This window comes from Pseudomonas sp. LFM046, from assembly GCF_000949385.2.
Lineage (GTDB): Bacteria > Pseudomonadota > Gammaproteobacteria > Pseudomonadales > Pseudomonadaceae > Metapseudomonas.
Genome location: NZ_JYKO02000001.1, coordinates 581,207 through 603,841, shown reverse-complemented (window position 1 = coordinate 603,841; position 22,635 = coordinate 581,207). Strand labels below are relative to the sequence as shown.

The following is a 22,635-nucleotide window of genomic DNA, read 5'->3' as shown; positions in this document are numbered from 1 at the left end:
TGCTCCTTACTCTTCCAGGGCCTTGGCCAACTTGCCGTGCAGGCCGCCGAAACCACCATTGCTCATGATCACCACCTGGGTGCCCGGACGGGCCAGGGCTTTCACTTCCGCAATGATGCTTTCCAGCGAGCTGCAGACCTGCGCCGGCACCGGGCAGGCGGTGGCGGTGGCGGCCAGGTCCCAGCCGAGGTTCGGCGGCGCGTACCAGAACACCTGGTCGGCCAGCTTCACCGAATCCGGCAGGCCGTCGCGGTGGGCGCCGAGTTTCATCGAGTTGGAGCGCGGTTCGATCACCGCCACCACGGGCGCATCGCCCACGCGCTTGCGCAGGCCGTCGAGGGTGGTGGCGATGGCGGTCGGGTGGTGAGCGAAGTCGTCATAGATGGTGACGCCCTTCACTTCGGCGACCTTCTCCATGCGGCGCTTGACGCTCTTGAAGGCGGACAGGGCGGCGACACCCAGCTCCGGCACCACGCCCACGTGGCGAGCAGCGGCCAGGGTGGCCAGGGCGTTGGCGACGTTGTGCTGACCGGTCAGTTCCCACTCCACGGTGCCCGCCGGTTGGCCTTCGAACAGCACCTCGAAGCGCGAGCCATCCTCGGCCAGCAGGCGCGACTGCCATTGGCCGCCTTCACCAGTGGTCTGCACCGGGGTCCAGCAGCCCATCTCCAGCACGCGCTTGAGCGCAGTCTCAGAAGTGGGATGGATGATCAGCCCCTCACCCGGAATGGTCCGCACCAGGTGGTGGAACTGCCGCTCGATAGCCGCGAGGTCGGGGAAGATGTCCGCGTGGTCGAATTCCAGATTGTTCAGGATCGCGGTGCGCGGACGGTAGTGGACGAACTTGGAGCGCTTGTCGAAGAAGGCGCTGTCGTACTCATCCGCCTCCACCACGAAGAACGGCGTGCCGCCCAGACGCGCGGACACACCGAAGTTCTGCGGCACGCCGCCGATGAGGAAACCCGGGCTCATGCCGGCATGTTCCAGCACCCAGGCCAGCATGCTGGTGGTGGTGGTCTTGCCATGCGTACCGGCTACGGCCAGCACCCAGCGGCCCTGCAGCACATGGTCCGCCAGCCACTGCGGGCCGGACACGTACGGCAGGCCCTTGTTCAGCACATGCTCCACCGCGGGGTTGCCACGGGACAGGGCGTTGCCGATCACCACCAGGTCCGGTGCCGGCTCCAGGTGGGCGGGCTCGTAGCCCTGCATCAGCTCGATCCCCTGCGCCTCCAACTGGGTGCTCATGGGCGGGTAGACATTGGCGTCGGAGCCGGTGACACGGTGGCCAAGTTCCTTGGCCAGCACCGCCAGCGAACCCATGAAGGTGCCGCAGATGCCGAGGATGTGGATATGCATGGATGACCTCTGAAACGGGCCGCCCCGGCCCGGGAAAAACTTGTCGCAGGTTAGCACAGCGGCCCGGCGGACCCCATGGTCGCTACCGGCCAGCGTTGGACCTCGAAGCAGTGGAAAAGATCGAGCACGGCCCTCCGGAAAATCCTTTTCGCGACACCAGGACAATCGGCACTTGCCAAGGTGCGGGGATTGGCAATAGGCTGAACTGGTCTGACCGGTAATACCACAACAACAAAAGCGTTCATGCCCTGCCCCGAACCGGGACCGCACGAATGCACCGAACGGAGACTCCCGCAATGCTCTTCAAGCTCTGCTCCCGCTCGATATTTCTGCAAGTCGTGATTGGCCTGGTGATCGGCGTGCTGTTCGGCGTCGGACTGCCCGAACTCTCCTCCCAACTGAAACCCCTGGGCGACGGCTTCATCAAGCTGATCAAGATGCTCATCGCCCTGATCGTCTTCTGCGTGGTGGTCAACGGGATTTCCGGCGCGGGAGACCTGAAGAAGGTCGGGCGCATCGGCCTGAAGTCGGTGATCTACTTCGAGGTGCTGACCACCATCGCCCTCGTCCTCGGCCTCGCCGTGGCCTACGGCATGGGCCTGGGCGACGGCGCCAACATCGATCTCTCCAGCCTGTCCGGCAAGGATGCGGCGGCTTACAGCTCGGGCACTTCGCACCTGCATGGCCCGGTGGAGTTCATCCTCGGCCTGATCCCCACATCGGTATTCAGCGCCTTCGCCGAAAACAACATTCTCCAGGTTCTGCTGTTCGCCGTGCTGTTCGGCAGCGCCCTGAATCTGGTTGGCGAGCAGGCCAGCGGCGTCTCCCGACTGATCGGCGAAGTCAGCCACGTGATCTTCCGCATCATGGGCATGATCGTGCGCCTGGCCCCGATCGGCGTGTTCGGCGCGGTGGCCTTCACCACCAGTCGCTACGGGCTGGAGTCCCTGAGCCATCTGGGCGCCCTGGTCGCGGTCTTCTACCTGACCTGCGCGCTCTTCGTCCTGGTGGTCCTCGGCGGTGTGCTGCGCCTGTGCGGCGTACCCTTGCTGCCGTTTCTGCGCTACTTCCGTGAGGAACTGCTGATCGTCGTCGGCACCGCCTCGTCCGACGCCGTGTTGCCGCAGGTGATGCGCAAGCTCGAACGCCTGGGCATCCGCAGTTCCACTGTGGGCCTGGTGATCCCCACCGGCTACTCCTTCAACCTCGACGGCTTCTCCATCTACCTGACCCTGGCCGTGGTGTTCATCGCCCACGCCACCGGCACACCGCTGTCGCCGGGTGACCTGCTGACCATCCTGCTGGTGTCCCTGGTCACCTCCAAGGGCGCCCACGGTATTCCGGGCTCGGCCCTGGTGATCCTCGCCGCCACCCTCACCGCCGTGCCGGCCATCCCCGCTGCTGGCCTGGTGCTGGTACTCTCGGTCGACTGGTTCATGGGCATCGGCCGGGCCCTGACCAACCTCATCGGCAATTGCGTCGCCACCGTCACCATCGCCCGCTGGGAAAACGACATCGACCTGCAACGCACCCAGGACGTGCTCGCCGGCGGCGGCGCGGACGATGGTTCCATGCAGCTGCGCACACAACTGGTCAGACCGGGGAAAACGGATGCCTGACAACGGCTGGCGCCCTTTCCGGGGCGCCACGGCGGATTCCAACCATTAGGGAGGTTCAATGTTCTCGTCATCCAAACTGGTCAACTCGATCGTGCAGAAGCTGCTCGAACCCATCGAGCAGGGGCGCTGGGCCGCCGGCCAGATGCTGCCGGGGCAGCGGGAACTGGCCGAGCAGCTGGAGATCAGCCGCCCGAGCCTGCGCGAGGCCATCACCGTGCTGGAAACCCTCGGCGTGGTCCGCTCGCTGCCGGGCAAGGGCGTGATGGTGCTGGAGCGTCGCGGACAGCCGCTGGCCGAAGTCTCCGTGCCGAGCGCCGCGACCACCGGGGACGTGCTGCAACTGCGTTATGCCCTGGAGCCTTTCATCGTCGGCCTGGTGGCACAGACAGTGGACGACAACGCCCTCAGCCAGCTGCGCCTGCTGGTGCTGGACATGCGCGAGGCGGTGGAGGATCGCAATCCCACGGCCCTGGCGAGCGCCTATTCGGCCTTTCACCGGAAGCTGGTGGCGATCACCTCCAACCCCATCTTCCTCAGCGTGTCCCGGCAGATCGGCACGGCCCTGGAGCAGAGCGAGGGCACGGTGCTGCACAGTCCGGAGCATGCCGAGAAGGTGCTCGAAGAACACGAAACCATCCTGCGCGCCATTCGCCGCCATGACAGCGAACAAGCCAGCCGGGCGATGCGCCAGCACATCCTCAATGAGGGCGTGCGGCTGAACATCGACCTGCGTTTGCCAGAGACCTGACACGGCGCGCACCTGCGCGCCTCCCCCGCACGGCCCCCGGAACAGGGGCCACCCAGTCGACACTTCACGCGATGCGAGGTGGGACCATGCACGACACCAACTTCACGATTTCCCGCACCGGCAGCGAACCACGCTCTGCCGGGCACCTGGTCTACGAAGCCCTCTACACGGCGATCCTCGACCGCCGCCTGGCGCCCAGCACCCGGCTGAGCAAGGAGACCCTCGGCCGCATCTTCAGCGTCAGCACCGGCACCGTGCAGCGCGCCCTCACCCGCCTGGCCGAGGAAGGCGCGGTGGAACTGGCGCCGAACCAGGTCGCCTCCATCGCTCGCCCCAGCGAGCGGCACGCCCGCGAGCTGCTGGAAGCGCGCCTGATGATCGAGTCCCAGGCCATCCGCCTGATCGGCAATCGCCTCACGAGTGGGCAACTGGAAGAACTGCGCGCCCTGGTCGAACGCCAGCGGCAGTGCCTGGCCGCCGGCGACCACGCAGGCCTGATCGGCCAGGCGAACCGCTTCCATCTGCGCCTGGCCGAGCACGCCGGCAACCCCTGGCTGGCGGACTTCCTCGCCAAGCTGCTGCGCCGCGCCGCACTGAGCATCGCCCTGAGCCGGAGCCGCGCCTACAGCGAGGCCGCCTGCGACGAACACCAGGCCGTGGTGGATGCCCTGGCGGCAGGCAATGCGGAACAAGCCAGCGAGCTGATGAGCCGGCACCTGACCGGACTGTTCGCCCGGCTGCGCTTCACGCCGCCGCCCACGGAGGACCTGCGCGCCGCCTTCCAGGGCAGGCTCGACCCCGTCCAGCGCCGCCGCCAGGCCTAGGCGCGACGCCCCCGGACCGTTTCCAGGAACGCCTCGATAATCCGCCGAGCGCCCTGCTCGCGCAGGCACACCAGGGTTTCGGTCATGCGCTGCTGGCAATCGCGAATGGGCAGCACGTGGACGTTGGCGCTGGCGCCCACCTCGGCGGCGGAAACGAAGCCGACGCCGAGGCCCGCGGCGACCATCTCGAAGGTGGCCTCGCGGCCCTCCACTTCGATGGCAGGGCGGATGGGGAGGCCGGCACGCTGCATTTCGTCCTCCAGGATCTGGCGGGTCATGGAGCCGCGTTCACGCAACACCATGGGCATCTCGACGAGGTCGGCAAGGGCAATGGATTTGCGGCTGGCCCAGGGATGGCTGCGCGCCACGAAGGCCACCAGAGGCGCACTGCTGAGCTCGTGGGTGATCAGCCCGTCATCCTCCACCGCCCGCCCCAGCAGGGCGAAGTCCGCCTTGTACTCCTGCAACCGGCGCAGGCACTCGTCGCTGTTGCCGGTCACCAGGCTCACGCGAATGCCCGGGTAACGCTCGCAGAAGCGCGCGATGTGCGCCATCAGGTGCACCGGCGAGTCCACCGCCAGGGTCAGGCTGCCGGTTTCCAGCGCTCGCGAAGTGGACAACAGCTCATGGGCCTCGGCCTCGGCGGCGAACAGCCGCTGGGTAATGGCCAGCAGGCGCTCACCCAGGTCGGTCAGTTGCACGGAACGCTTGTTGCGGTGGAACAGAAGGATGCCGAAGCGCTCCTCCAGCTTGCGCACCTGGTCGGAAACCGCCGGCTGGCTGAGGAACAACGCCTCGGCCGCGCGGGTGAAATTGCCGTGCACCGCCACGGCGTGGAAGGCCTTGAGCTGCGCCTGGGAAACCGCCATCTCCCTGATCCTCAATAAATAAGCAGAACTTATTTTTGAAATACTATAAATCGATTTTCGTTATTTCTAGGGAATTGGTTTTATCTCTCCATCGCAACGCGCCCTCACCAGAACAAAGACGCTGGAGACGATCATGACCAAAGCCGAATTCCCCACCTCTACCCAGCCGCTGGCCGCCCCGGCCCTCGGCGAGCCCTACCTGCTGACCCCCGGTCCACTGACCACCTCCAAGGCCACCAAAGAAGCCATGCTGCGTGACTGGGGCTCGTGGGACGGCGCCTTCAACCTGGTCACCGCCGAAGTTCGCCAGGAACTGCTCGCCATGGCCGGCGTGCACGACGACAGCTTCGCCTGCGTCCCCCTGCAGGGCAGCGGCAGCTTCTCGGTAGAGGCCGCCCTCGCCACCGCCATCCCCCGCGACGGCAAGTGCCTGATCCTGATGAACGGCGCCTACGGCCAGCGCGCCGCCAAGACCCTGGACTACCTGGGCCGCGCCTACATCACCCTGGACAAGGGCGACTACCTGCCGCCGCAACCCGGTGAAGTGGACGCCCTGCTGAAGGCCAACCCGGACGTCACCAACGTCTTCCTGGTCCACTGCGAGACCAGCTCCGGCATCCTCAACCCGCTGCGCCAGATCGCCGACGTGGTGAAGGCCCATGGCAAGAGCCTGATCGTCGACGCCATGAGCTCCTTCGGTGCCGTGCCGCTGACCATCAACGAAGTGGCCTTCGACGTGCTGGTGTCCTCGGCCAACAAATGCATCGAAGGCATCCCCGGCTTCGGCTTCGTGATCATCCGCCGCTCGGTGCTGGAAGCCGCCAAGGGCCGCGCCCATTCCCTGGCACTGGATATCTACGAGCAGTGGCTCTACATGGAACGCACCGGCCAGTGGCGCTTCACCCCGCCGACCCACAGCGTGGTGGCCTTCCGCACGGCGCTGGAACAGCACGCCGCCGAAGGTGGCGTACTGGGTCGCCTGGCACGCTACAGCCGCAACCGCGACGTACTGGTCGCCGGCATGCGCGAGATCGGCTTCAAGACCCTGCTGGAAGACCAGTGGCTGTCGCCGATCATCACCACCTTCTTCAGCCCGGAACACCCGAACTTCGAGTTCAAGCGCTTCTACGAGGAGCTGAAGGCCCGCAACTTCATCATCTACCCCGGCAAGCTGACCGTCGCCGAGAGCTTCCGCATCGGCTGCATCGGGCAGATCGACGAGCACATCGTTCGTCAGTTGCTGGCCGCCATCGCCGACACCCTGGAGGTGATGGGCGTGGAAATGGAGCAAAGCGTCTAACACGGCCACCCCGGTCGAAGGGCAGGCCCATTCAAGGTCACCTCACCGTCCTGAGGCGGTCCCGCAGCGGGTGCGGGACCGTGGCGAGGTGACCTCTTTCTGCAACATCTCTGTAGTAAATCAGCCGCTCGGCCGCGCCGGGCAGGAGCCAAGACTAGCGCCGAACCTCACTCACCAGCCTGACGTCACGACCTCTGCCGTCTGACCAAGGTCGTGCGTTTAGACAGCCCAGCAGTACTGAAAACAAAAACAACCTCCCTAGTTGCACTGTCCGGCATACCCATACGGGGTCAGAACCATGAACAACAACGCAGGTGCCTTCGCAACCGGCTGGAAATCCCTCCAGCGCTGGCGCGTTCAGATCTTCATCATCACCTGGCTGGCCTACGCCGCCTTCTACTTCACCCGCAAAGCCTTCTCCGTCGCCAAACTCGGCATCGGCGAAGACCCGAGCTTCGAACTCGACAAGGCCACGATGGCCAACCTCGACGCCCTCTACCTGGCCGCCTATGCCGTGGGCCAGTTCACCTGGGGCATCTTCGCTGACCGTTTCGGCCCGCGCGTGGTAGTCCTCGGCGGCCTGGTGATCTCAGCGCTCGCGGCCATCGCCATGGGCAGCTTCGCCACCCTGCCGCTCTTCGTCACCTGCATGCTGATCCAGGGCCTGGCCCAGTCCACCGGCTGGTCGGGCCTGTGCAAGAACATCGGCAGCTTCTTCTCCACCCGCGAACGCGGCCAGGTGCTGGGTTACTGGAGCACCTGCTACGCCTTCGGCGGCCTGGTGGCCACGCCCTTCGCCGGCTGGTGGGCCTATGAGGTGTCCCACGACTGGCGCATGGCGTTCATCTCCTCCGCCGTCGTGGTGCTGGGGGTAGCCGCGCTGTTCTTCCTGCTGCAACGCAACCGCCCGCAAGACGTCGGCCTGCCGCCGGTGGAAGTGGAGCCCCAGGATCAGAAGGCCGACGCACCGCGCGAGGGGCACTGGAACGCGCTGCGCAAGGTGCTGAAAAACCGTACGGTGCTGGTGCTGGGCATGGCCTACTTCCTGCTGAAGCCCGCGCGCTACGCCATCCTCCTGTGGGGCCCGGTGATCGTCTACGAACGCATGCCCGCCATCGGCAAGGTGGCTTCGGCCATCGTTCCCACGGCCTTCGAAGTGGCTGGCCTGGTGGGCCCTATTCTCATCGGCATCGCCTCGGACAAGCTGTTCGGCTCCCGCCGCATGCCGGCTTGCGTCCTCAGCCTGGTGGCGCTCACGGTCAGCCTGGCGCTGTTCGTACCGACCATGCAGAGCGGCAGCCTGTACCTGGTAGTGGGCCTGCTGTTCATGATGGGCATGACCCTCTACGGGCCGGACTCGATGATCAGTGGCTCGGCCGCCATCGATTTCGGTACCCAGGAAGCCGCCGGCACCGCCGCGGGCTTCGTCAACGGCTGCGGCTCGGTGGGCGCCATCCTCGGCGGCCTGCTGCCGGGCTACTTCGACACCACCACCGTGTTCCTCATCTTCACCGCCACGGCGCTGCTGGCCAGCCTGATGCTGATGCCCTTCTGGAACAGCCGCCCGCAAACCCTGAAAACGCCGGAAGGCGTCCCGGCGACCGGTCAACCGGCCATGGCCGGGGCCAAGACCTGAATTCCCTTACCCGAACTGCAATCCGCTGGAGCCATCACCATGCAATACAAGCAACCCACTCAGCTTCAAGCCGCGATCCTCGACTGGGCCGGCACCGTCGTCGACTTCGGTTCCTTCGCACCGACCCAGATCTTCGTCGAGGCCTTCGCCGAGTTCGGCGTCGCCGTCTCCCTGGAAGAAGCCCGTGGCCCGATGGGCATGGGCAAGTGGGACCACATCCGCACCCTCTGCGACATCCCGGCCATCGCCGAACGCTACCGCGCCGCCTTCGGCCGCCTGCCCACCGATGACGACGTCACCGCCATCTACGAGCGCTTCATGCCGCTGCAGATCGAGAAGATCGGCCTGCACTCGGCGCTGATCCCCGGCGCCCTCGACGCCATCGCCACCCTGCGCGACAAGGGCCTGAAGATCGGCACCTGCTCCGGCTACCCGGCGGTGGTGATGGCCAAGGTGGTGGAACTGGCCCGCGAGAACGGCTACACCCCGGACCACGTCGTCGCCACCGACGAAGTGCCCAACGGCCGTCCGCACCCGGCGCAGGCCCTGGCCAACGTGATCACCCTCGGCATCGACGACGTCGCCGCCTGCGTGAAGGTCGACGACACCTGGCCGGGCATCCTCGAAGGCCGCAGCGCCGGCATGTGGACCGTGGCCCTGACCTGCTCGGGCAACGCCCTCGGCCTGACCTACGAACAGTTCAAGGCCCTGCCGAAGGACAAGCTGGACCAGGAACGCGCGCGCATCGGCCAGATGTTCGAAGCCTCCCGCCCGCACTACCTGATCGACACCATCGCCGATCTGCCGGCGGTGATCGACGACATCAACAAGCGCCTCGCCCGCGGCGAGATGCCCCAGTCCAGCTGAGTGAAAGCGGGGGCGGCCGTCGGCCCTCACCTCTCGTAAAAAAGCCCGGTCCTGCAGAGGGACCGGGCTTTTTGTCGTGCCACTGCCCGCCGGGTGCGGTTCCTATAAGAACACGCGGCGAGGATGACACGTCATTCGAGGAAGATCTGTGCCGGCAACTTGAAGCCGCGCAGTTGCAGCAGGGCCAGCGGGCCCGCGCCCAGTTCGGTGCGCAGGTGCCAGGTCAGCCCCAGGCCATCGGGCGCCGTGAGGACCAGCCGGTAGTGGCTTGCGCCGTCGTCCAGCGGGGTGACCCGGGCCTGCTCCAGCAGGCGGATCAGCCCCCAGGTGCCGGGGTAGTCGCCGAACAGCCGCTCGCCGGTCCTGACGCTGGTCCAGCTCAGGCGCGCGCCGGGGTGGTCGCGGAGGCTGGGCCAGCCGAAGCGTTGCCAGCTTTCCAGTTGGTTGAAGTACTCCAGGCGCGCGCCATCGAGGATGAGGGTGGTCTGCACCACATCGCGCACCGGTTTGGCCCGCAGGTCAAAGCCGATGCCCATGCCGCCGTCGGTGTAGAGCACGTCGGCCAGCGCGCCGAGCTGGTTGACCGCCTCGAAGAACACGGGGTTGAAGCGCAGCCCCTGGCTCTGGCGGGTGTCGGCCACCCAGCGGTGGCCTTCCTTGCGCAATACGCCGCCCAGTTGTTGCGCCAGGAATTGATCGATGCGCCCGCTGTCGGCGCGGATCATCTGGCCGAGCATGGGCAACGAGGCATCGCTGGCGGTGGCGGCGAAGGGATAGCGCCCGGCGAAGGCACTGTCCCAGGGGCTGACGATGGCGCGCTGCCAGTGGCGGTTGAGCCCGGCCGCGGAGGGTTGCAGGACGCGCTGCCAGGCCTGCTCCAGCGGCTGGACGAAGAGCGCGCGGCCGAAGCCGCCCCACTCCGCGCCGAGACTGGCGGCGATCAGGCTGCCATAGGCTTGGGTGTCGGTGAGGTCGACGCTCTTGCCCTGGAACACGGTTTGCGCCAGGGCCTGGGTCATGGCCTGCGGGTCGGCGGCGTTGCTCACTTGCTGGAGCTTCAGGCGCACGCGGGTGACGCGGGTGAGGAAGGCCTGCAGGCTCAGGCTGCCGTCGCGCCCCTTGGCTTCCGCGCCCTGGCCGAGCAGGGCCAGCAGCGGGCCGAAGCTGTCGTCCAGCGGGCGGCGCGGCCCTTCGGCCTGAGGGTCGATCCCCGGCACCGGGGCCTGGCCGATGAGCTGCTGCGCGGACTGCAGCAGGGAATCGCCCAGGGCCTGGCCGCGCGCGCCGGCCCGGCCCTGGTAGGCCAGGGTGTTCATCAGGGCGATGAGGGGCGACTGGCGGATGTCGGTCATCAGGGTGAATTGGTCGATGGCATCGGCGAGGCTGGCGGCCGGCTGCCAGCGCAGGCTGTTGAGGACCTCGAGCCAGGCGCTGCCATAGTCCTGGAAGTAGCGCGCGGTGAGGCGTTCGCGCAGGACGTCCGGGGTCAGGTCGGCGGCGACCTGGGCCGGGTCGTCGCTCAGCACCCAGTCGATGTCTTCGCGGCGCGCCTGCGCGATGGCGTCGATGGCCTGGCGCACCTGACCTTCCCAGGCCTGGCGGGTGAAGACGCCGGGCACCTCGGCCTCAGTGGTGAACAGCGCCAGGGCGTCGGTATCACCGACCATCTGCCGCAGGCCCAGGGGTGGGTAGTTGTTCGCCGCGACGTCGAGCACGCGCTGGTAGAGGGCGCTTTCGCCGTTGCGCTGGCCCAGTTGGCCGAGCAGTACCTGACGGGCCTGCGCCACCAGCGTCGGGTCGGCGTCGATGCGCCAGTCAGGGTGGGCCGCCAGGTGGTCGGCATAGAAGCGCCAGAGGTTGGGTGCAAGGCCCTGCCAGACACCAGTGCTCACGTGTGCGCGGTCCGCTTCGACGGCGCCGAGGGTACGGGCCAGGAACGCCGCGTCAACCTTCTCCGGGTGGGCCATCATCAGGTAGGCCTTGAGCTGGTTGTAGGCCTCGGCCGCACGCGCGGCGCGTTGCGGATCGCCCGGCGGCAGGCGGACCAGCGCCGCCAGTTCGGCCTCGAGGTGGGCCGCCGCCGGGTCGCGCAGCAGCCGGTGGTTGGCCGCGATGAAGCGCGGCCAGAGGGCGTCCAGCAGGCCGTCGTTCTGGCTCAGGCCAAACCGCTGGTACCAGGGCACGCCGTGCTCGGCGCGGTAGCCGAGGCGGTCCAGTTCGTGGACCAGTTCGTTGAGCGCGCGCAGTTGGTCGTCGCCCTCGCGCGGCTGGTCGAGGCGCGCCAGCGTCGTCTGCAGCTCGGCGATCTGCGCGCGGTTGCTGACGAAAGACAGCAACAGGCCGAGCCCCCACACGGCCATCAGCCCGAGCAGCAGCGCCACGCCGGCGCGCGGCAGCGTCCAGCCGTGGGGACGGCCGCCCAGGGCGCCGTCGCCCAGCACGCCGCGCCAGGCCGGCTCCACCGACCAGGCGTGCGCCAGCCCGCCCTGGGGCACCCGCAGCGGCAGGCTGAACCACAGCCCGCGCAGCGCCACACCCCCGGCTTGCAGCAGGGGCGCCAGGGCGTGCGTCCAGCGCGCGATGCCTTCGGCGTGCAGATCGCGGGCGAGGCGCAGCAGGAAGTCGTGGCGGTGATCGCGCTGCATCTGCGCCAGCCCTCCTTCGCGCAGCGGTCGCGCCAGGCGGGCCAGGCTGTCTTCCAGTTGCGCCACGCTGGCGCGCGGCGCCAAGCGGCACCCCACCGCCTCGACCGGGCGAGCGGCCTGTTCCCATGCGCTGTCGCGGACCTCCCAGAGGTGCACCGGGGCCTGCCAGCGCAACCGTCGCGTCAGCGCGTGCAGCCGACGCACCCCGTTGCCCAGGTGCTCGGGGTCGGCGCTCTGCGCCGGGCTCAGCGCCCAGACGATGCCGTCCAGCGGGCGGCGCGGGCACAGCAGGCGCCACTGCTCGATCAGCGCCTCGTTCAGCGACTCCTGCACACTGCCGCCCCAGAGCAGGACGGTGCCCTCGTCTTCCAGCCATTGCTGGGCAGCTAACCCCGGGGCAATCGCCTCGATCTGCTCGGGCTCGCCGACCACCAGCAGCAGGCGGACCTTACGGCGCCAGAAGAAGGCGATGGTGTCGCGCAGGTGTTGGCGCAGTTCACCCATGACGGTATCGGTGCCCATGCCATCCAAAGCCGGAGCAGAGGTGGCTGGCCTATCGTCTCCCAACTGCTCCCGGTAACCCGATTGCCCGATCTTGCGCCCCATCTGCCAATACGCCACCAGCAGGGCTACCAACGACAGCGAGAGTCCCGACGTCAACCACAACGCGATCTCCTGCCGATCACTTCCCGGGCTGACATCCACAAGATCCGGCCACCACCAAAGCAGCAGACAAATCCCACCACCCACCACGGCCACCAGGCCGATCAGTCCCCAAATAGTCACGGTGCGCATCGAAGTTCCCTACTCCCCAGGTGCCTCGGCCGGCATCACGACCGAACACCACAAACCCACGTCTTCTTCACGATCAACACTGAAAATGAAATGCGGCACCGCCTCGCTCGCCGTCGCCTCCACCGCTGCAGCAATAGCGACCCAAGGCGCGGCATTGCCGGGATTACCCAGGAGTTCACCCAAGTCATGGGAAGCCTGTGCAGGCAATGAAGCCTTCTCCATCACGGTCGTAATCACAGCGCCATGCGCCGCATCGGCTCCAGTGATCCAGACTCGTCCGATCGAGGTGCCCGGCAACGGCACCCAATCCAGGGCTTGGAAAGCAGCCGTCAGCGCGCCCGCTGGAGTCCGCTCGCGCGCCCGTTCAGGGCGGTGCAGGTAGGCCCTGGGCGGCAAGACATCCTGCGTCAGGCGATTACCGAACAGCAGCCCTACGGCGGCCTCGGCAGCCCCCTCCAGCACCGGCGGTGCGACCTGAATCGCCACCACCAGAAGCAGCGCCCGGTCCCGAATACGCTGGTCCAGCCAGTGATCGATAGCCGCCAAGCCACTGCCATCGATCCGCGTTATTGCCTGACGGATACCCGACTGCTCCAAGGACTCCCGCCACAGCCGATCCATGAGCTCGCTCGATAGCTCACTGTTCATTTCCAGCAACAGCGACACGGGGACTTCGGGGGGAAATGCAGCGAGCGTATCCGCCAACTCCCCCAACAGGGTCGACAGCACACGCTGCAACAACTGGTGCTCATTCTCATGCTCCAGCCAGGGCAATCGACTATGGCGTCGCTGCTGGCCACGCCAGCCTGCTTGCGTACGCAAGGCCCCACCATTCTTCGCCAGCAAGGAAATCCGCTGTGCCTGACCATCCGCTTCTGGAGCGCGCAGGGCCGTCTGCAAGCTGACGGCCAATACCTGCTGCGAACGCCGCCCTCGGCGCATCCGCTGCGTCAGGTCCACTTCACGCGCCTCGTTCCAGCCTTCCACGACACTCAGTTGGCCGAGATAAAGCAGTCCACGCCAAAAAACCGCGCCACACCAGACGAGCACGGGTGCCCCCAGCGCCCACCACCAGAAGTGCAGCGAGTACTGCGTCAGCGCATCCGGCCCCAACCAAAGCGCCAGCACTACCCCCAGCGCCATGAGCGCCGGCAACGACAGTCCCCACAACCAGACACGAGGCGTCGACGGCTCATCCAAGGCCGCGGGAACCTTATCCAACCTGACCGGCATGCTCAGCTCGCAGTCGCTTCGGGTAGCGAGGTCAAAAGCACACAGCCGCAAGCGCAGCGATGGCCATGAAAGGCAACCGGCACGCCGTGGTCCTTGAACACCGGATGCCCCTCGGCGACAACCGTCGGACCATGGCCGGGAATCGGACAACTGACCGCATCGCCGACGCGCGCCACGCCAATTCCATGAAACTTCATGACAGCAGAGCCCGAAATAACAGTGCCGCCGCCAGTGGTTTTGTCACCAATTCGAATGATTCCTTTCACCTCAGAACCCGCTCCAATTACTCATTATCAGTCTGATCTTGCAGTCAATAACTGGCTCTGCGACTACGCCTGACCTGAACTCACAGTGTTTTCCGGCATAAACCTCCCACGGCCCGGCCTGGATTCTGTGCTTTGCAATTAAATCCAGAGCCGCCTGATCGCTAATGCGAGCGCCTTGGGAAAGTAAATCAATAACCCCCCTACCAATGCTTGGCGCACTTCGTCTCACTATCATAAAAAGCTCTTGCGAACGCTGATTATTTAGTGAGGACTCGCACCCCAAGCGATCTAGGTCATTTAAGTTCCCGCAAACATCCTGCCGGTAATCGACCCAAGCACTCTCCACTAATCTTAAGCTTTCCCTTTTCCCTTTAGGGACGCTCAACGTGGCCAGCTTGTATTGTTCATTCAATGCTAACTCAGTGTCTGCATGAAATTCTCTTAAGCATTCTTCGATATCTGGGCCATCTTCGCACCCTAGAACTGCCGAGCACCAAAACAACAACGCCCACCGGACTTTAACCTTAAATACATTTTTACTTCCAGCATGAAAATTTAAATCCCACATTAAAATCCAAATTCATTAGAACTTTTTAAGGTTTACCAGTCACTAGTTATTCGCCGCACCAATTACACTCCCCTCGCGCCATATCAGCGGCCTTTGAGTTGTAGTTAAACTCAAAAACCTTTCCAGAGTTCGACACATATGAAGAACCATAAACGCCCCCTCAATGACAACCAAAAACCTGCCAGTCGGACTTCAGATTAGTATTTCTTGATATTTTGTTTTAGCCACAACCGGCCGGCCTGCTTCAAAAAGCTTTCAGGCTCACCCGAAACATACAAGAGTACTGACTTAGTAACCCCGCCACTCATAGGCCGCCGTTCCAGTTACATCCTCCTTGACCTGCGTGAGTAGCTTTTGAGTTATAAGAAAAATCAAAAACTTCTCCAGCTTTCGTTTTATACGAAAAACCATAAACAATCGCCCCCTGAGAAATAATCGTATACTCGCCAGCAGGCTTCCCCTCTATTATTTCCTTCCATTTCGTCGTGACTTCAAATGGCCTATCTTCCTCAAACACTCTTTCAGTTCTACCCGAATAATACAGAAGTATTGGTTTATTTGGCTTCTCGTACACAACATATCCAATTCTGTACCCATCTGAAGCTACAAACATTGTAGAGAACTTAATATTAATTGGCGTCCCGTCATTTTTCAGGGAGGTGAAACATCTAACTTCAAACCTCTCCGCGTTCACATGGACCGAAAAAATTAGCAGCACAACATACGCCAAAAAAATTAAGGATTTCATTCCACGCCAAACCACCTGCAGGACATCGGATAATTACAAAATGAAAATACATCTACAAATTTTGAATCTTCATTCTTTCGATACAAGCGGCTTCATCTTCGCCATACAAAGCATTTATAAGTTCACAATTTTTACTAAAGTACTTTCCTCCATCAATATCTATCACTGTCATATCAAGAGAATCGTATGCCTTTTTAACACTATCTCGCTCGAGTTCTTTGACACCCCCTAAAAACCTCTCGAAACTCGCCTCCTTAACGGAGCTCTCTATGTAGATCAATTCAAGAAGCCTTGAATAAGTCAGTGATAATACGCATGAGCCTCGCTCTATCTCTGCCTCCGCCCCAGGATAAATAGAGTCATAAATATATTTGCATCGAGACTCCCTGTAGTTTATCCAGAGCCGCTCCCCCTCTACGAGAAGGTCTTTATATTTAAAACCCTTATCACCAATGATTGCCCTATACCTATCGTTTAACATCCCATCAACAATCGCATGAGATATTGCAACACATTTCAAAATATCCTCTTTTTTCGTGCTTTCCGATTGACATTTTTCACCTGCAAAAGCGCTTCCAAACTTAATAACAGAGAGAGCCAAACAAATTTTCACCAGCAATTGCATTTCAACCCCCTCTCAAATAATTTTGCCTCTTCCTCCCTGCGAAGAATCAGCCCCCTTAGACTTGCCTTTCCCTGCCATAGCCTTTTCATTGCTCTAAGCCTCAAGGGAACTTTATCTGGATGCGAAGCCTCAAGATCATCGGCTATTTGCTTCATTTCCACTCTAGATAAAACGTCCGGTCTTGTGAAAGAATTTCCTCTGTTGACCACAAGGGAAAGTATCGCTCCCTGGCAGTGAGGATGCAGCTCAACAATTGATGGATACACATCAACCATCAACTGGGCGTATCTGGCCTTCATATTTGAGGCAAGGTTCAGAGCCAAATCTTTAGATATTTTTATATCACTTACAGAACCAACCACATCGCGAGCGTCATCCCCTTTTTTGCCCACAACCCCAATTAATCGCTCCAATACTTGCGGTGAATATATATCTTTAAGATCCCTGCGAACTTGGCTCTCAGACTGTTGGCCGAGGTCATAACCATATCCAATAGTCACTCCACTATTTCCGCCAGGCACATACGGACAATCTCCATACCCTTCAGCTTCTAAAATGTATTTGAAAGACTCCTCCGAAATCACAACTTTCCCGCCAAGCACTTGCATTTCATACGTTTTAACTATGCACTCCTCTGAACGGCACCCATTCATCTTTGAAAGTATGGCAATAGGGTTAAATTGATAAGCACCCCCCCTGTCTGGAAGGCCACCCAATGCGGAAACTTCTCCCCACCAACTCAATTCCTTTATCCGCTCTTTCTCCGCCGCCCAATTCAAAATAGGCGTCGAGCCGGAGTGCCCCAGAATTTTGTCCAAGGCATCCCACTTCCGTTGTTGGTAATACCACTCACTTTCGTAATGAATCACCAACTGAGAAATGGACTGGGCGTAAGCGGGAATACTGAGAGCCTTTTGCACTTCGTCCGCCGTGATCGTTCCATCAGCATTGGCATCGATGATGTCGAGCAATCTTTGCCTAACTGGCCCTCTGTCCGATGCGTCAGCCAGTGGCTTCCACTGTTCCCGCTCTTTCTCGTCAAAGTAATTGCCCAGATTGAGCAGGAAATGGGCAAGCGCGTTCTGTGGCGGGTCATTGTTGTAGATGACCTCATAACCGTCCCACGCCCATGGATTAACCCAAGGCGTTACGCCAACTTCATCGCACACCCACCCGATCGGGATGTTCTTGCCATTCGCATCGAGCAACAGGTTATCCAGTCGATACCAGTTCCTGGCCTTGGTGGATTCGCTAGCGGCTACGGTGATCTTGCTATCAGCCGACAGGCCATCCAGCAGGGCGCGTGGGATCAGTAGCGGGGCACCACTCAGTACATGGGGGTGGGCAGATCTTGGCGGGGTTGTCTTGCTGTAACTTGCCTGATGAACGACGACCTGCGTTCCCTTCTCCAACTTCAGCCAAGTCTTGTCTTTCTCAGGCATCAGATCCGCCCATCTACGGCTTTGCGTGAAGAACGCCTCCACGTCGTCGCAGGCGAATACTTCCAAATGCAGTTTCTCTTGGGGCGTTTCCTCTTTGCTGTCCTGGTAGGGACCCAGATGGCCGATCAAGTTACCGGCCTTGATCGGGAATGGCTTTTCCAGCACCACAACTTTTCCACGCTGCGGTTCGCGTTCGCTCTCTAGCGAGGCGAAGTGCGCGTACTGAACGACGCTCTCCAGCTTTCGGAACTCGCCCTCGCCGCTGATCGTGATCTCGCTACCTATGGGTAGCTTGAAAATTCCGCTCTCTGACTTATTGGGTACAGGGCGCACCGTGAGAGGATCCTTGCTCGTGTTGACCCGATAGACTCCGCCCCCCATGTCTTTCAGGGCACTGAAGCCGACATATCCGCGCAGCGTCCCGTCCGGATTTTGCAACTCCACTGGCCCTTTGATGCCTTCAACCTTCCGATAGTCCCCTTCGCCACTGACGGTGACAGCCGCGCCTTTCGGCAGGAAGCCAATGACCTTGCCCCTGGAAGGCGAGTGCCGAAGATTCAAACCACGTTCTTCGGGGTGTCCAGGGCGCGAGTCTTTGACCGTCATCTTGACCCGACGCTGGCTCGATTCCGGCCAGAAGGCAGGGCGCGCTTTACCGGTATCAGCCCGGTAGCTCGCCCAATCGGCAAGGTGCATGTACAGGCTGTAGAAGATCAGGCTGGGTGGCGTGTCGGCCTTGCCCTCGATCCTGGGAGCCTCCAGGCGATGGCGGACCAGCACGAAGCCCGAGGCAAAGGGGGCCTCTACGGTGACGCCCGGAGCCGGGAAGAACATGGTCTTGGGCGTTTGCTCGGGGATGCGGTAGGCGATCACCTCCCCATCGGCCAGGCAACGCACGTAGCCCTGACCTTCAGGACCCACCGTACCCGCCGTGCCGGAGTCGAAATGCACGCCGCCATGCCACAGACCATTGCGGCCCAGCGGAAAGTAGCCCGCCTGGGCCTTGGCCAGGGTGGTCAACTGCTGGAAGACGGACGACGTATCGCCAAACGGATGGCTCCAGTTCTTTACCGCCGGCAGGTCACCCGACGGCAAAGGCACGGGCACCGGAGCTGGCGTGGGGATCACTGGAGACGGTGAAGCAGTCGGCGGCGCTACGCGGGGTTGCGGCGTCGGTGGCACTGGCGGTCCATCCCGCCAGCGCCGGTATCCGTCCTTCATCGCTTCATAGAGGTTGGAAAAGAACAATCGTCACTCTCCTGTCCGTGTTGTGGGGGCAGTGCTCTTCCCTGCTTGGCACCCTTCGACTTAGCCCGAGAAATCTGTGAGGCGTTGATGGCTGCGCTGGTATTCACCGAGTTGGGGCAGTTCCGGCAAAGGCAGTGACTGCGTGGCGGGGCCCTGGTGGTCGAAGTGAGCCGACTTGATCAGGTAGTCGCCCTGGGTCCCGGATTCGATGCAAGACGGATCGAGGCTGATGTAGCTACCGCCGGCGTTGAGGGTGATCTTCTTCCTGGCGGTGATGCGGATTTCGTCTTCCGTGCTGGTAATGCTCAGCCCGAGACGGGCAATCAGCTCCAGCTGGTCGTTCTGTGCCTGCACACTGATGGGGCCCTGGTTGGCGACGAGTTTCATCCCCAACTTGCGTACGAACAGGCTCAAGCCTTTTCCCACCCCGATGAACAGGCGCTTCATCACGCTGATATCCGCCTGCTGACCGGCATTGACCATCAGGTTGCGTTGGGCGGCCAGTTGCAGATGGTTGCCACTGGTCAGGGCGATTCCCTGCGGGGCGCTGAGCAACGCCACAGCGCCTTTCAACTGATCAAGTTGCTCTCTGAGCAGGGCCAGTTGTGCTTGCACGTCAGCGGCGTCGGCTTTGGCGGCTTCGGCATCGGCGGAAAGCTTCTGCATCTCCTCACCGGCCAGTTGCAGGCGAGAGACAGCTTCCTGCATGGCCAGGACCTGGCCTTGCGCACGCGGCTGTTCATCCGCACTGATGAACACCCCCTTGCCCGCCCGAATGGCGCCATGGCCATCGGTGCGCAGTTCGAAACCTGCGCCACGACGGTTGGGGTGGGGCCGCTGGCCATCCACCAGATGGCCGAGGTTGAGCTGGCTCTTGCCGCTGTGCTCGGTGCTGAGCTTGATGTGTTCCTGGCCGCGCCGGTCTTCCAGGCGCAGTTTGTTGTTGGCCGGGGTGCGCAGGACGTTGCGGGTGTAGTTGCGCAGGGTGACGGGGTCGGGGTGGCGACTGTCGTGCAGGGCGAAGGCGATGTAGGGCTTGTCCGGGTCGCCCTGCTCGAAGGCCACCGCCACTTCGGTGCCCTGGATCAGCGGCAGGTGCAGGCCGTGGGTGTCGCCGGCGTAGGGGCGCGCCAGGCGCAGCCACAGGCTTTCCTGCCCGGCGGGCCAGGCGTCGCGGTCGAAGAGGAAGTTGACCTTGTAGCGTCCTTCGAGATCGAGGTGGCTGTAGAGGTCGCCGTCCTGCCGGCTGGTGACACGGGCGGGAATGGTGCCGGCGATCACCGGTTTTTTCCCCAGCGGCGGGCGGAAGCAGATGTGCTCGGCGTAGGGGATGGCGTTGAAGCGCGCCTCGAAGCTGCAGTCGCGGGCGGCCGTGGTGATCAGGCGGGTGATGACGGCGCCGGGGGCGTAGGCCGCGGGCGCGCCGCCGTCGATTTTCAGCACCTGCCCGGGCGCCAGGGCCGCGCTGCTGGTGAAGCCCTCGAGGCGGGTCTGCCGGTTGAGGTAGCGTTCGTGGCGCAGGCGGGCATAGAAGTAGCCGGACTCGCTCTGCAGGTCTTCGTCCTGGTCGAGGGCATCGCCCAGCGCGGTGTAGGGCTCGGCGTAGTGGTAGGCCTCGCCGTAGGTGGTGGGGGCGCCACGGGTCTGGTCGACGTCGCCGTCGAGGTAGGCATCGACATCACGCGGGTCATAGGCGCGGATGTGGATGTGCTGTTCCACCACGCCGTGGCGGGATTGCAGTTGCCACACGGCGTCCTGTCCGCTGCTGCTGGTGCCGGACTGCGGGCGGTACGGCAGACTGACGTCGAACTGGTAGTTGCGCTGGTCGTCGTGGAATTCGACGACCTCGATGTTCAGGCGCTCGTCGGCGGTGAAGCGGTACCAGATGCCGACCTCGGCCAGCAGGCGATTGATGAATTTCAGGTCGCTTTCGCCGTATTGCATCACCTGTTCGCGCTTGGGGTATTCGCGCTTGAGGTCGAAGAAGAAGCCCTGCCCTTCGAATTCATGCCGGCTGCGCAGAATGCTTTCGACGATCTCCGGCACCGATTGGTGCTGATAGATGCGGTATTGCCGGCCAAGGCCCAGCAGCGCGAAGCGCGGCCGCAGGGTGATTTCGTAGCGGGCTTCGTCAGCGGAGCCGGAGAGGCGGCGAAAGCCGGTGATCACGCCATGCAGGGTGCGCAGCGGTTTGGCCGGCGGCACGCTCATGCCGGCGAAGGGCACCGGCGTGGGCGGCGGGAAGAGGCTGAAGCGGGCGTCCTGGCCGAGCAGGCGCTCGGCGGGGAGGTCGCGCTCGGTGGAGGTGAACTCCACGCGGTAGCAAAAAGTCCGGCTGAGGGCTTCGTTGCCGTGGAAGGCGAGCACGTCGAGCGGCGCGTCGAGGTTGCGGACGCGGAGCTTGTGGCGGCTGTGGTCGAAGAATATCCGTGCTTCATCGAGCATACGGGTGGGCCTCCCTGCGTTAACACCGAACACAGGAGATTGCCGTCTGCCCACCCGGCCCAGCTATCAGAACGGTTCGGAAAATTCGCCGGAAAAGGCGTTTCGTCGTGTTGGGAGACCGGCCGACGCTGGAAGGAATTTTCCGATGGACACCTGGTACCGGCGGGCAAGAAGGCCCGCACCTCTTGTAAAAAAGCCCGGTCCTGCAAAGGGACCGGGCTTTTTGGTGCCTGCACCGGGATCCGCGGACGCTGTCAGTTGGCGGGCACGGTGATCACCGGCGCCTGGGGTGCAACGCCCGTTTCGGCCAGGGAGAACAGCACGAGAATGAACAGGAATTCCGACTTGGAGCGCATGTCCCGGTCGTCGATCCAGAACCAGTGGTCACGGTAGCGAACCGTGGCATAGGCATCGGCGGGCCGCTCCGTGCTGGACCGGATGCGTACCAGCGGCTGGTCCCAGGGGCTGGTCGCCTCGGGAAGCGCAGGCATCGGGTTGGCACGCCCTTGCGCCACGTGCTCGGGAGGCGCCTCGATGGTCGCGGCTATTTCCGCAAAAATTTCCGACATGGAGCGCGTGAGCACGGCGACCTCGGTATCGCTCCTCGGCACCATGCCGAAGGTCAATGTCAGCTCGCTGGCGTCGGGTTTGAGCTGGAGGATTTCACGCACGGCGTGGCTATCCTTGGCGACGCTTGCCGGGACGCCACGGGAAATGATCATCAGTGAATTGTCATCGTCCCCGCGCGGGCTGATGCGCATCCCGAGCGCCTCGGACCGCTGGATCCGCCGCAAGGTATCGAGCAGCTGATAGAAACGCGGATCGGCAGAGCGTATCCGCGTCGGGGATGTGGAGCGGTTGTAGACCCCGTTGATGGCGCGCGTGGTCAGTTGCAGCACGCGGTCGACCGGGTAGCCCGCCTGGATCAGGGAAAACACCGCGCCCGGCGAAAGCGGGCACAGCAGATAGCGCGAGAAGCGTTCCCCGGAAAGCGGCGTGTAGCTGATGGTCGGGCGATCGGTGTAGCGGCCGGTGGCGAGAACGGTCTGGCTGTCGCCATCGCTGGGAAACCCCGAGAACCAACTGCTGCCGAGACTCACTTGGCTTTCGAGCGCGCTGGAGCTGATGACGGACGAAACATCCAGGTACACCGGCGCATCGCCGTAGCGCAGCTTGACGATGTTGAGCAGCGTCTGCTCCTTCCAGGTGGAGGCGAGCACATCGCCGTATTCCGTGCGGTCGCGTTGCACCGAGGCCGGCCCCAATGTGCCGCAACCGCCTACGCAGCACACCGTGGTGAGCACCAGGGCCAAGCGGATGCCGTGGAGCGGATGTCTGCGCGTGAGAACCATGGGCTCACCCCCTCGATGCAGCACTACCCGGCTGCGCCAATACGCC

General features: G+C 63.1%; 16 protein-coding genes. 6 read left to right on the top strand and 10 right to left on the bottom strand.

Going from position 1 to position 22,635, the window contains the following annotated elements; all coding sequences use genetic code 11:
* Nucleotides 1-6 precede the first annotated feature (6 nt).
* Nucleotides 7-1,359, bottom strand: a complete 1,353-nt coding sequence (mpl, locus tag TQ98_RS02855) for a UDP-N-acetylmuramate:L-alanyl-gamma-D-glutamyl-meso-diaminopimelate ligase (RefSeq protein WP_103102860.1) — start codon at nucleotides 1,357-1,359, stop codon at nucleotides 7-9.
* A gap of 272 nt (nucleotides 1,360-1,631) precedes the next feature.
* Between mpl and TQ98_RS02850 the strand changes: the two genes are divergently transcribed.
* From TQ98_RS02850 to TQ98_RS02840, 3 genes are all read left to right on the top strand, one after another.
* A complete protein-coding gene (locus tag TQ98_RS02850) occupies nucleotides 1,632-2,978 on the top strand; it encodes a C4-dicarboxylate transporter DctA (protein WP_242443034.1) in 1,347 nt (448 codons plus the stop codon).
* Between the two features lie 58 nt (nucleotides 2,979-3,036).
* Nucleotides 3,037-3,726 carry a FadR/GntR family transcriptional regulator gene (locus tag TQ98_RS02845; RefSeq protein ID WP_044872323.1) on the top strand — a complete coding sequence of 230 codons (690 nt, stop codon included), beginning with the start codon at nucleotides 3,037-3,039 and terminating at the stop codon, nucleotides 3,724-3,726.
* Between the two features lie 86 nt (nucleotides 3,727-3,812).
* Nucleotides 3,813-4,550, top strand: coding sequence for a GntR family transcriptional regulator (locus tag TQ98_RS02840; RefSeq protein WP_103102859.1), 738 nt, complete (start codon nucleotides 3,813-3,815; stop codon nucleotides 4,548-4,550).
* Here the strand turns inward: TQ98_RS02840 and TQ98_RS02835 are convergent.
* Complete coding sequence (locus TQ98_RS02835) at nucleotides 4,547-5,419, bottom strand: LysR substrate-binding domain-containing protein (protein WP_044872326.1); 873 nt, start codon at nucleotides 5,417-5,419, stop codon at nucleotides 4,547-4,549. The genes TQ98_RS02840 and TQ98_RS02835 overlap by 4 nt on opposite strands.
* A gap of 133 nt (nucleotides 5,420-5,552) precedes the next feature.
* On the opposite strand from TQ98_RS02835, the gene TQ98_RS02830 reads away from it, so the two are divergent.
* The 3 genes from TQ98_RS02830 (at nucleotide 5,553) to phnX (ending at nucleotide 9,222) form a co-directional block, all read left to right on the top strand.
* On the top strand, nucleotides 5,553-6,719 hold the full coding sequence (locus TQ98_RS02830) for a 2-aminoethylphosphonate--pyruvate transaminase (protein WP_044872327.1): 1,167 nt from the start codon (nucleotides 5,553-5,555) through the stop codon (nucleotides 6,717-6,719).
* Nucleotides 6,720-7,017: 298 nt separating this feature from the next.
* Nucleotides 7,018-8,355: an MFS transporter gene (locus tag TQ98_RS02825; RefSeq protein WP_044872328.1), complete on the top strand. Its 1,338-nt coding sequence runs from the start codon at nucleotides 7,018-7,020 to the stop codon at nucleotides 8,353-8,355.
* 39 nt (nucleotides 8,356-8,394) lie between these two features.
* Nucleotides 8,395-9,222, top strand: a complete 828-nt coding sequence (phnX, locus tag TQ98_RS02820; RefSeq protein ID WP_044872329.1) for a phosphonoacetaldehyde hydrolase — start codon at nucleotides 8,395-8,397, stop codon at nucleotides 9,220-9,222.
* Between the two features lie 131 nt (nucleotides 9,223-9,353).
* Here phnX and TQ98_RS02815 read toward each other — a convergent pair whose 3' ends face one another.
* The 8 genes from TQ98_RS02815 to TQ98_RS02780 all read right to left on the bottom strand — a co-directional run bounded on the left by TQ98_RS02815 (nucleotide 9,354) and on the right by TQ98_RS02780 (nucleotide 22,589).
* Nucleotides 9,354-12,389, bottom strand: a complete 3,036-nt coding sequence (locus TQ98_RS02815) for an ImcF-related family protein (RefSeq protein ID WP_242443183.1) — start codon at nucleotides 12,387-12,389, stop codon at nucleotides 9,354-9,356.
* A gap of 282 nt (nucleotides 12,390-12,671) precedes the next feature.
* Complete coding sequence (locus TQ98_RS02810; protein WP_044872360.1) at nucleotides 12,672-13,895, bottom strand: hypothetical protein; 1,224 nt, start codon at nucleotides 13,893-13,895, stop codon at nucleotides 12,672-12,674.
* Between the two features lie 2 nt (nucleotides 13,896-13,897).
* Nucleotides 13,898-14,161: a PAAR domain-containing protein gene (locus TQ98_RS02805; protein ID WP_082073194.1), complete on the bottom strand. Its 264-nt coding sequence runs from the start codon at nucleotides 14,159-14,161 to the stop codon at nucleotides 13,898-13,900.
* 872 nt (nucleotides 14,162-15,033) lie between these two features.
* Entirely contained in the window at nucleotides 15,034-15,477 is a 444-nt protein-coding gene (locus TQ98_RS27530; RefSeq protein ID WP_146035982.1) for a hypothetical protein, read from the bottom strand.
* 52 nt (nucleotides 15,478-15,529) lie between these two features.
* A complete protein-coding gene (locus tag TQ98_RS02795; protein WP_082073196.1) occupies nucleotides 15,530-16,102 on the bottom strand; it encodes a lysozyme inhibitor LprI family protein in 573 nt (190 codons plus the stop codon).
* The gene (locus TQ98_RS28010; RefSeq protein ID WP_082073197.1) at nucleotides 16,087-18,792 is read right to left on the bottom strand and encodes a pesticin C-terminus-like muramidase; all 2,706 of its coding nucleotides are present in this window, start codon (nucleotides 18,790-18,792) and stop codon (nucleotides 16,087-16,089) included. The genes TQ98_RS02795 and TQ98_RS28010 overlap by 16 nt, the downstream gene beginning before the upstream one ends.
* Nucleotides 18,793-18,852: 60 nt before the next feature.
* Complete coding sequence (gene vgrG, locus TQ98_RS02785; RefSeq protein ID WP_044872362.1) at nucleotides 18,853-21,237, bottom strand: type VI secretion system Vgr family protein; 2,385 nt, start codon at nucleotides 21,235-21,237, stop codon at nucleotides 18,853-18,855.
* Between the two features lie 254 nt (nucleotides 21,238-21,491).
* Entirely contained in the window at nucleotides 21,492-22,589 is a 1,098-nt protein-coding gene (locus TQ98_RS02780) for a hypothetical protein (RefSeq protein WP_044872363.1), read from the bottom strand.
* Nucleotides 22,590-22,635: the final 46 nt, after the last annotated feature.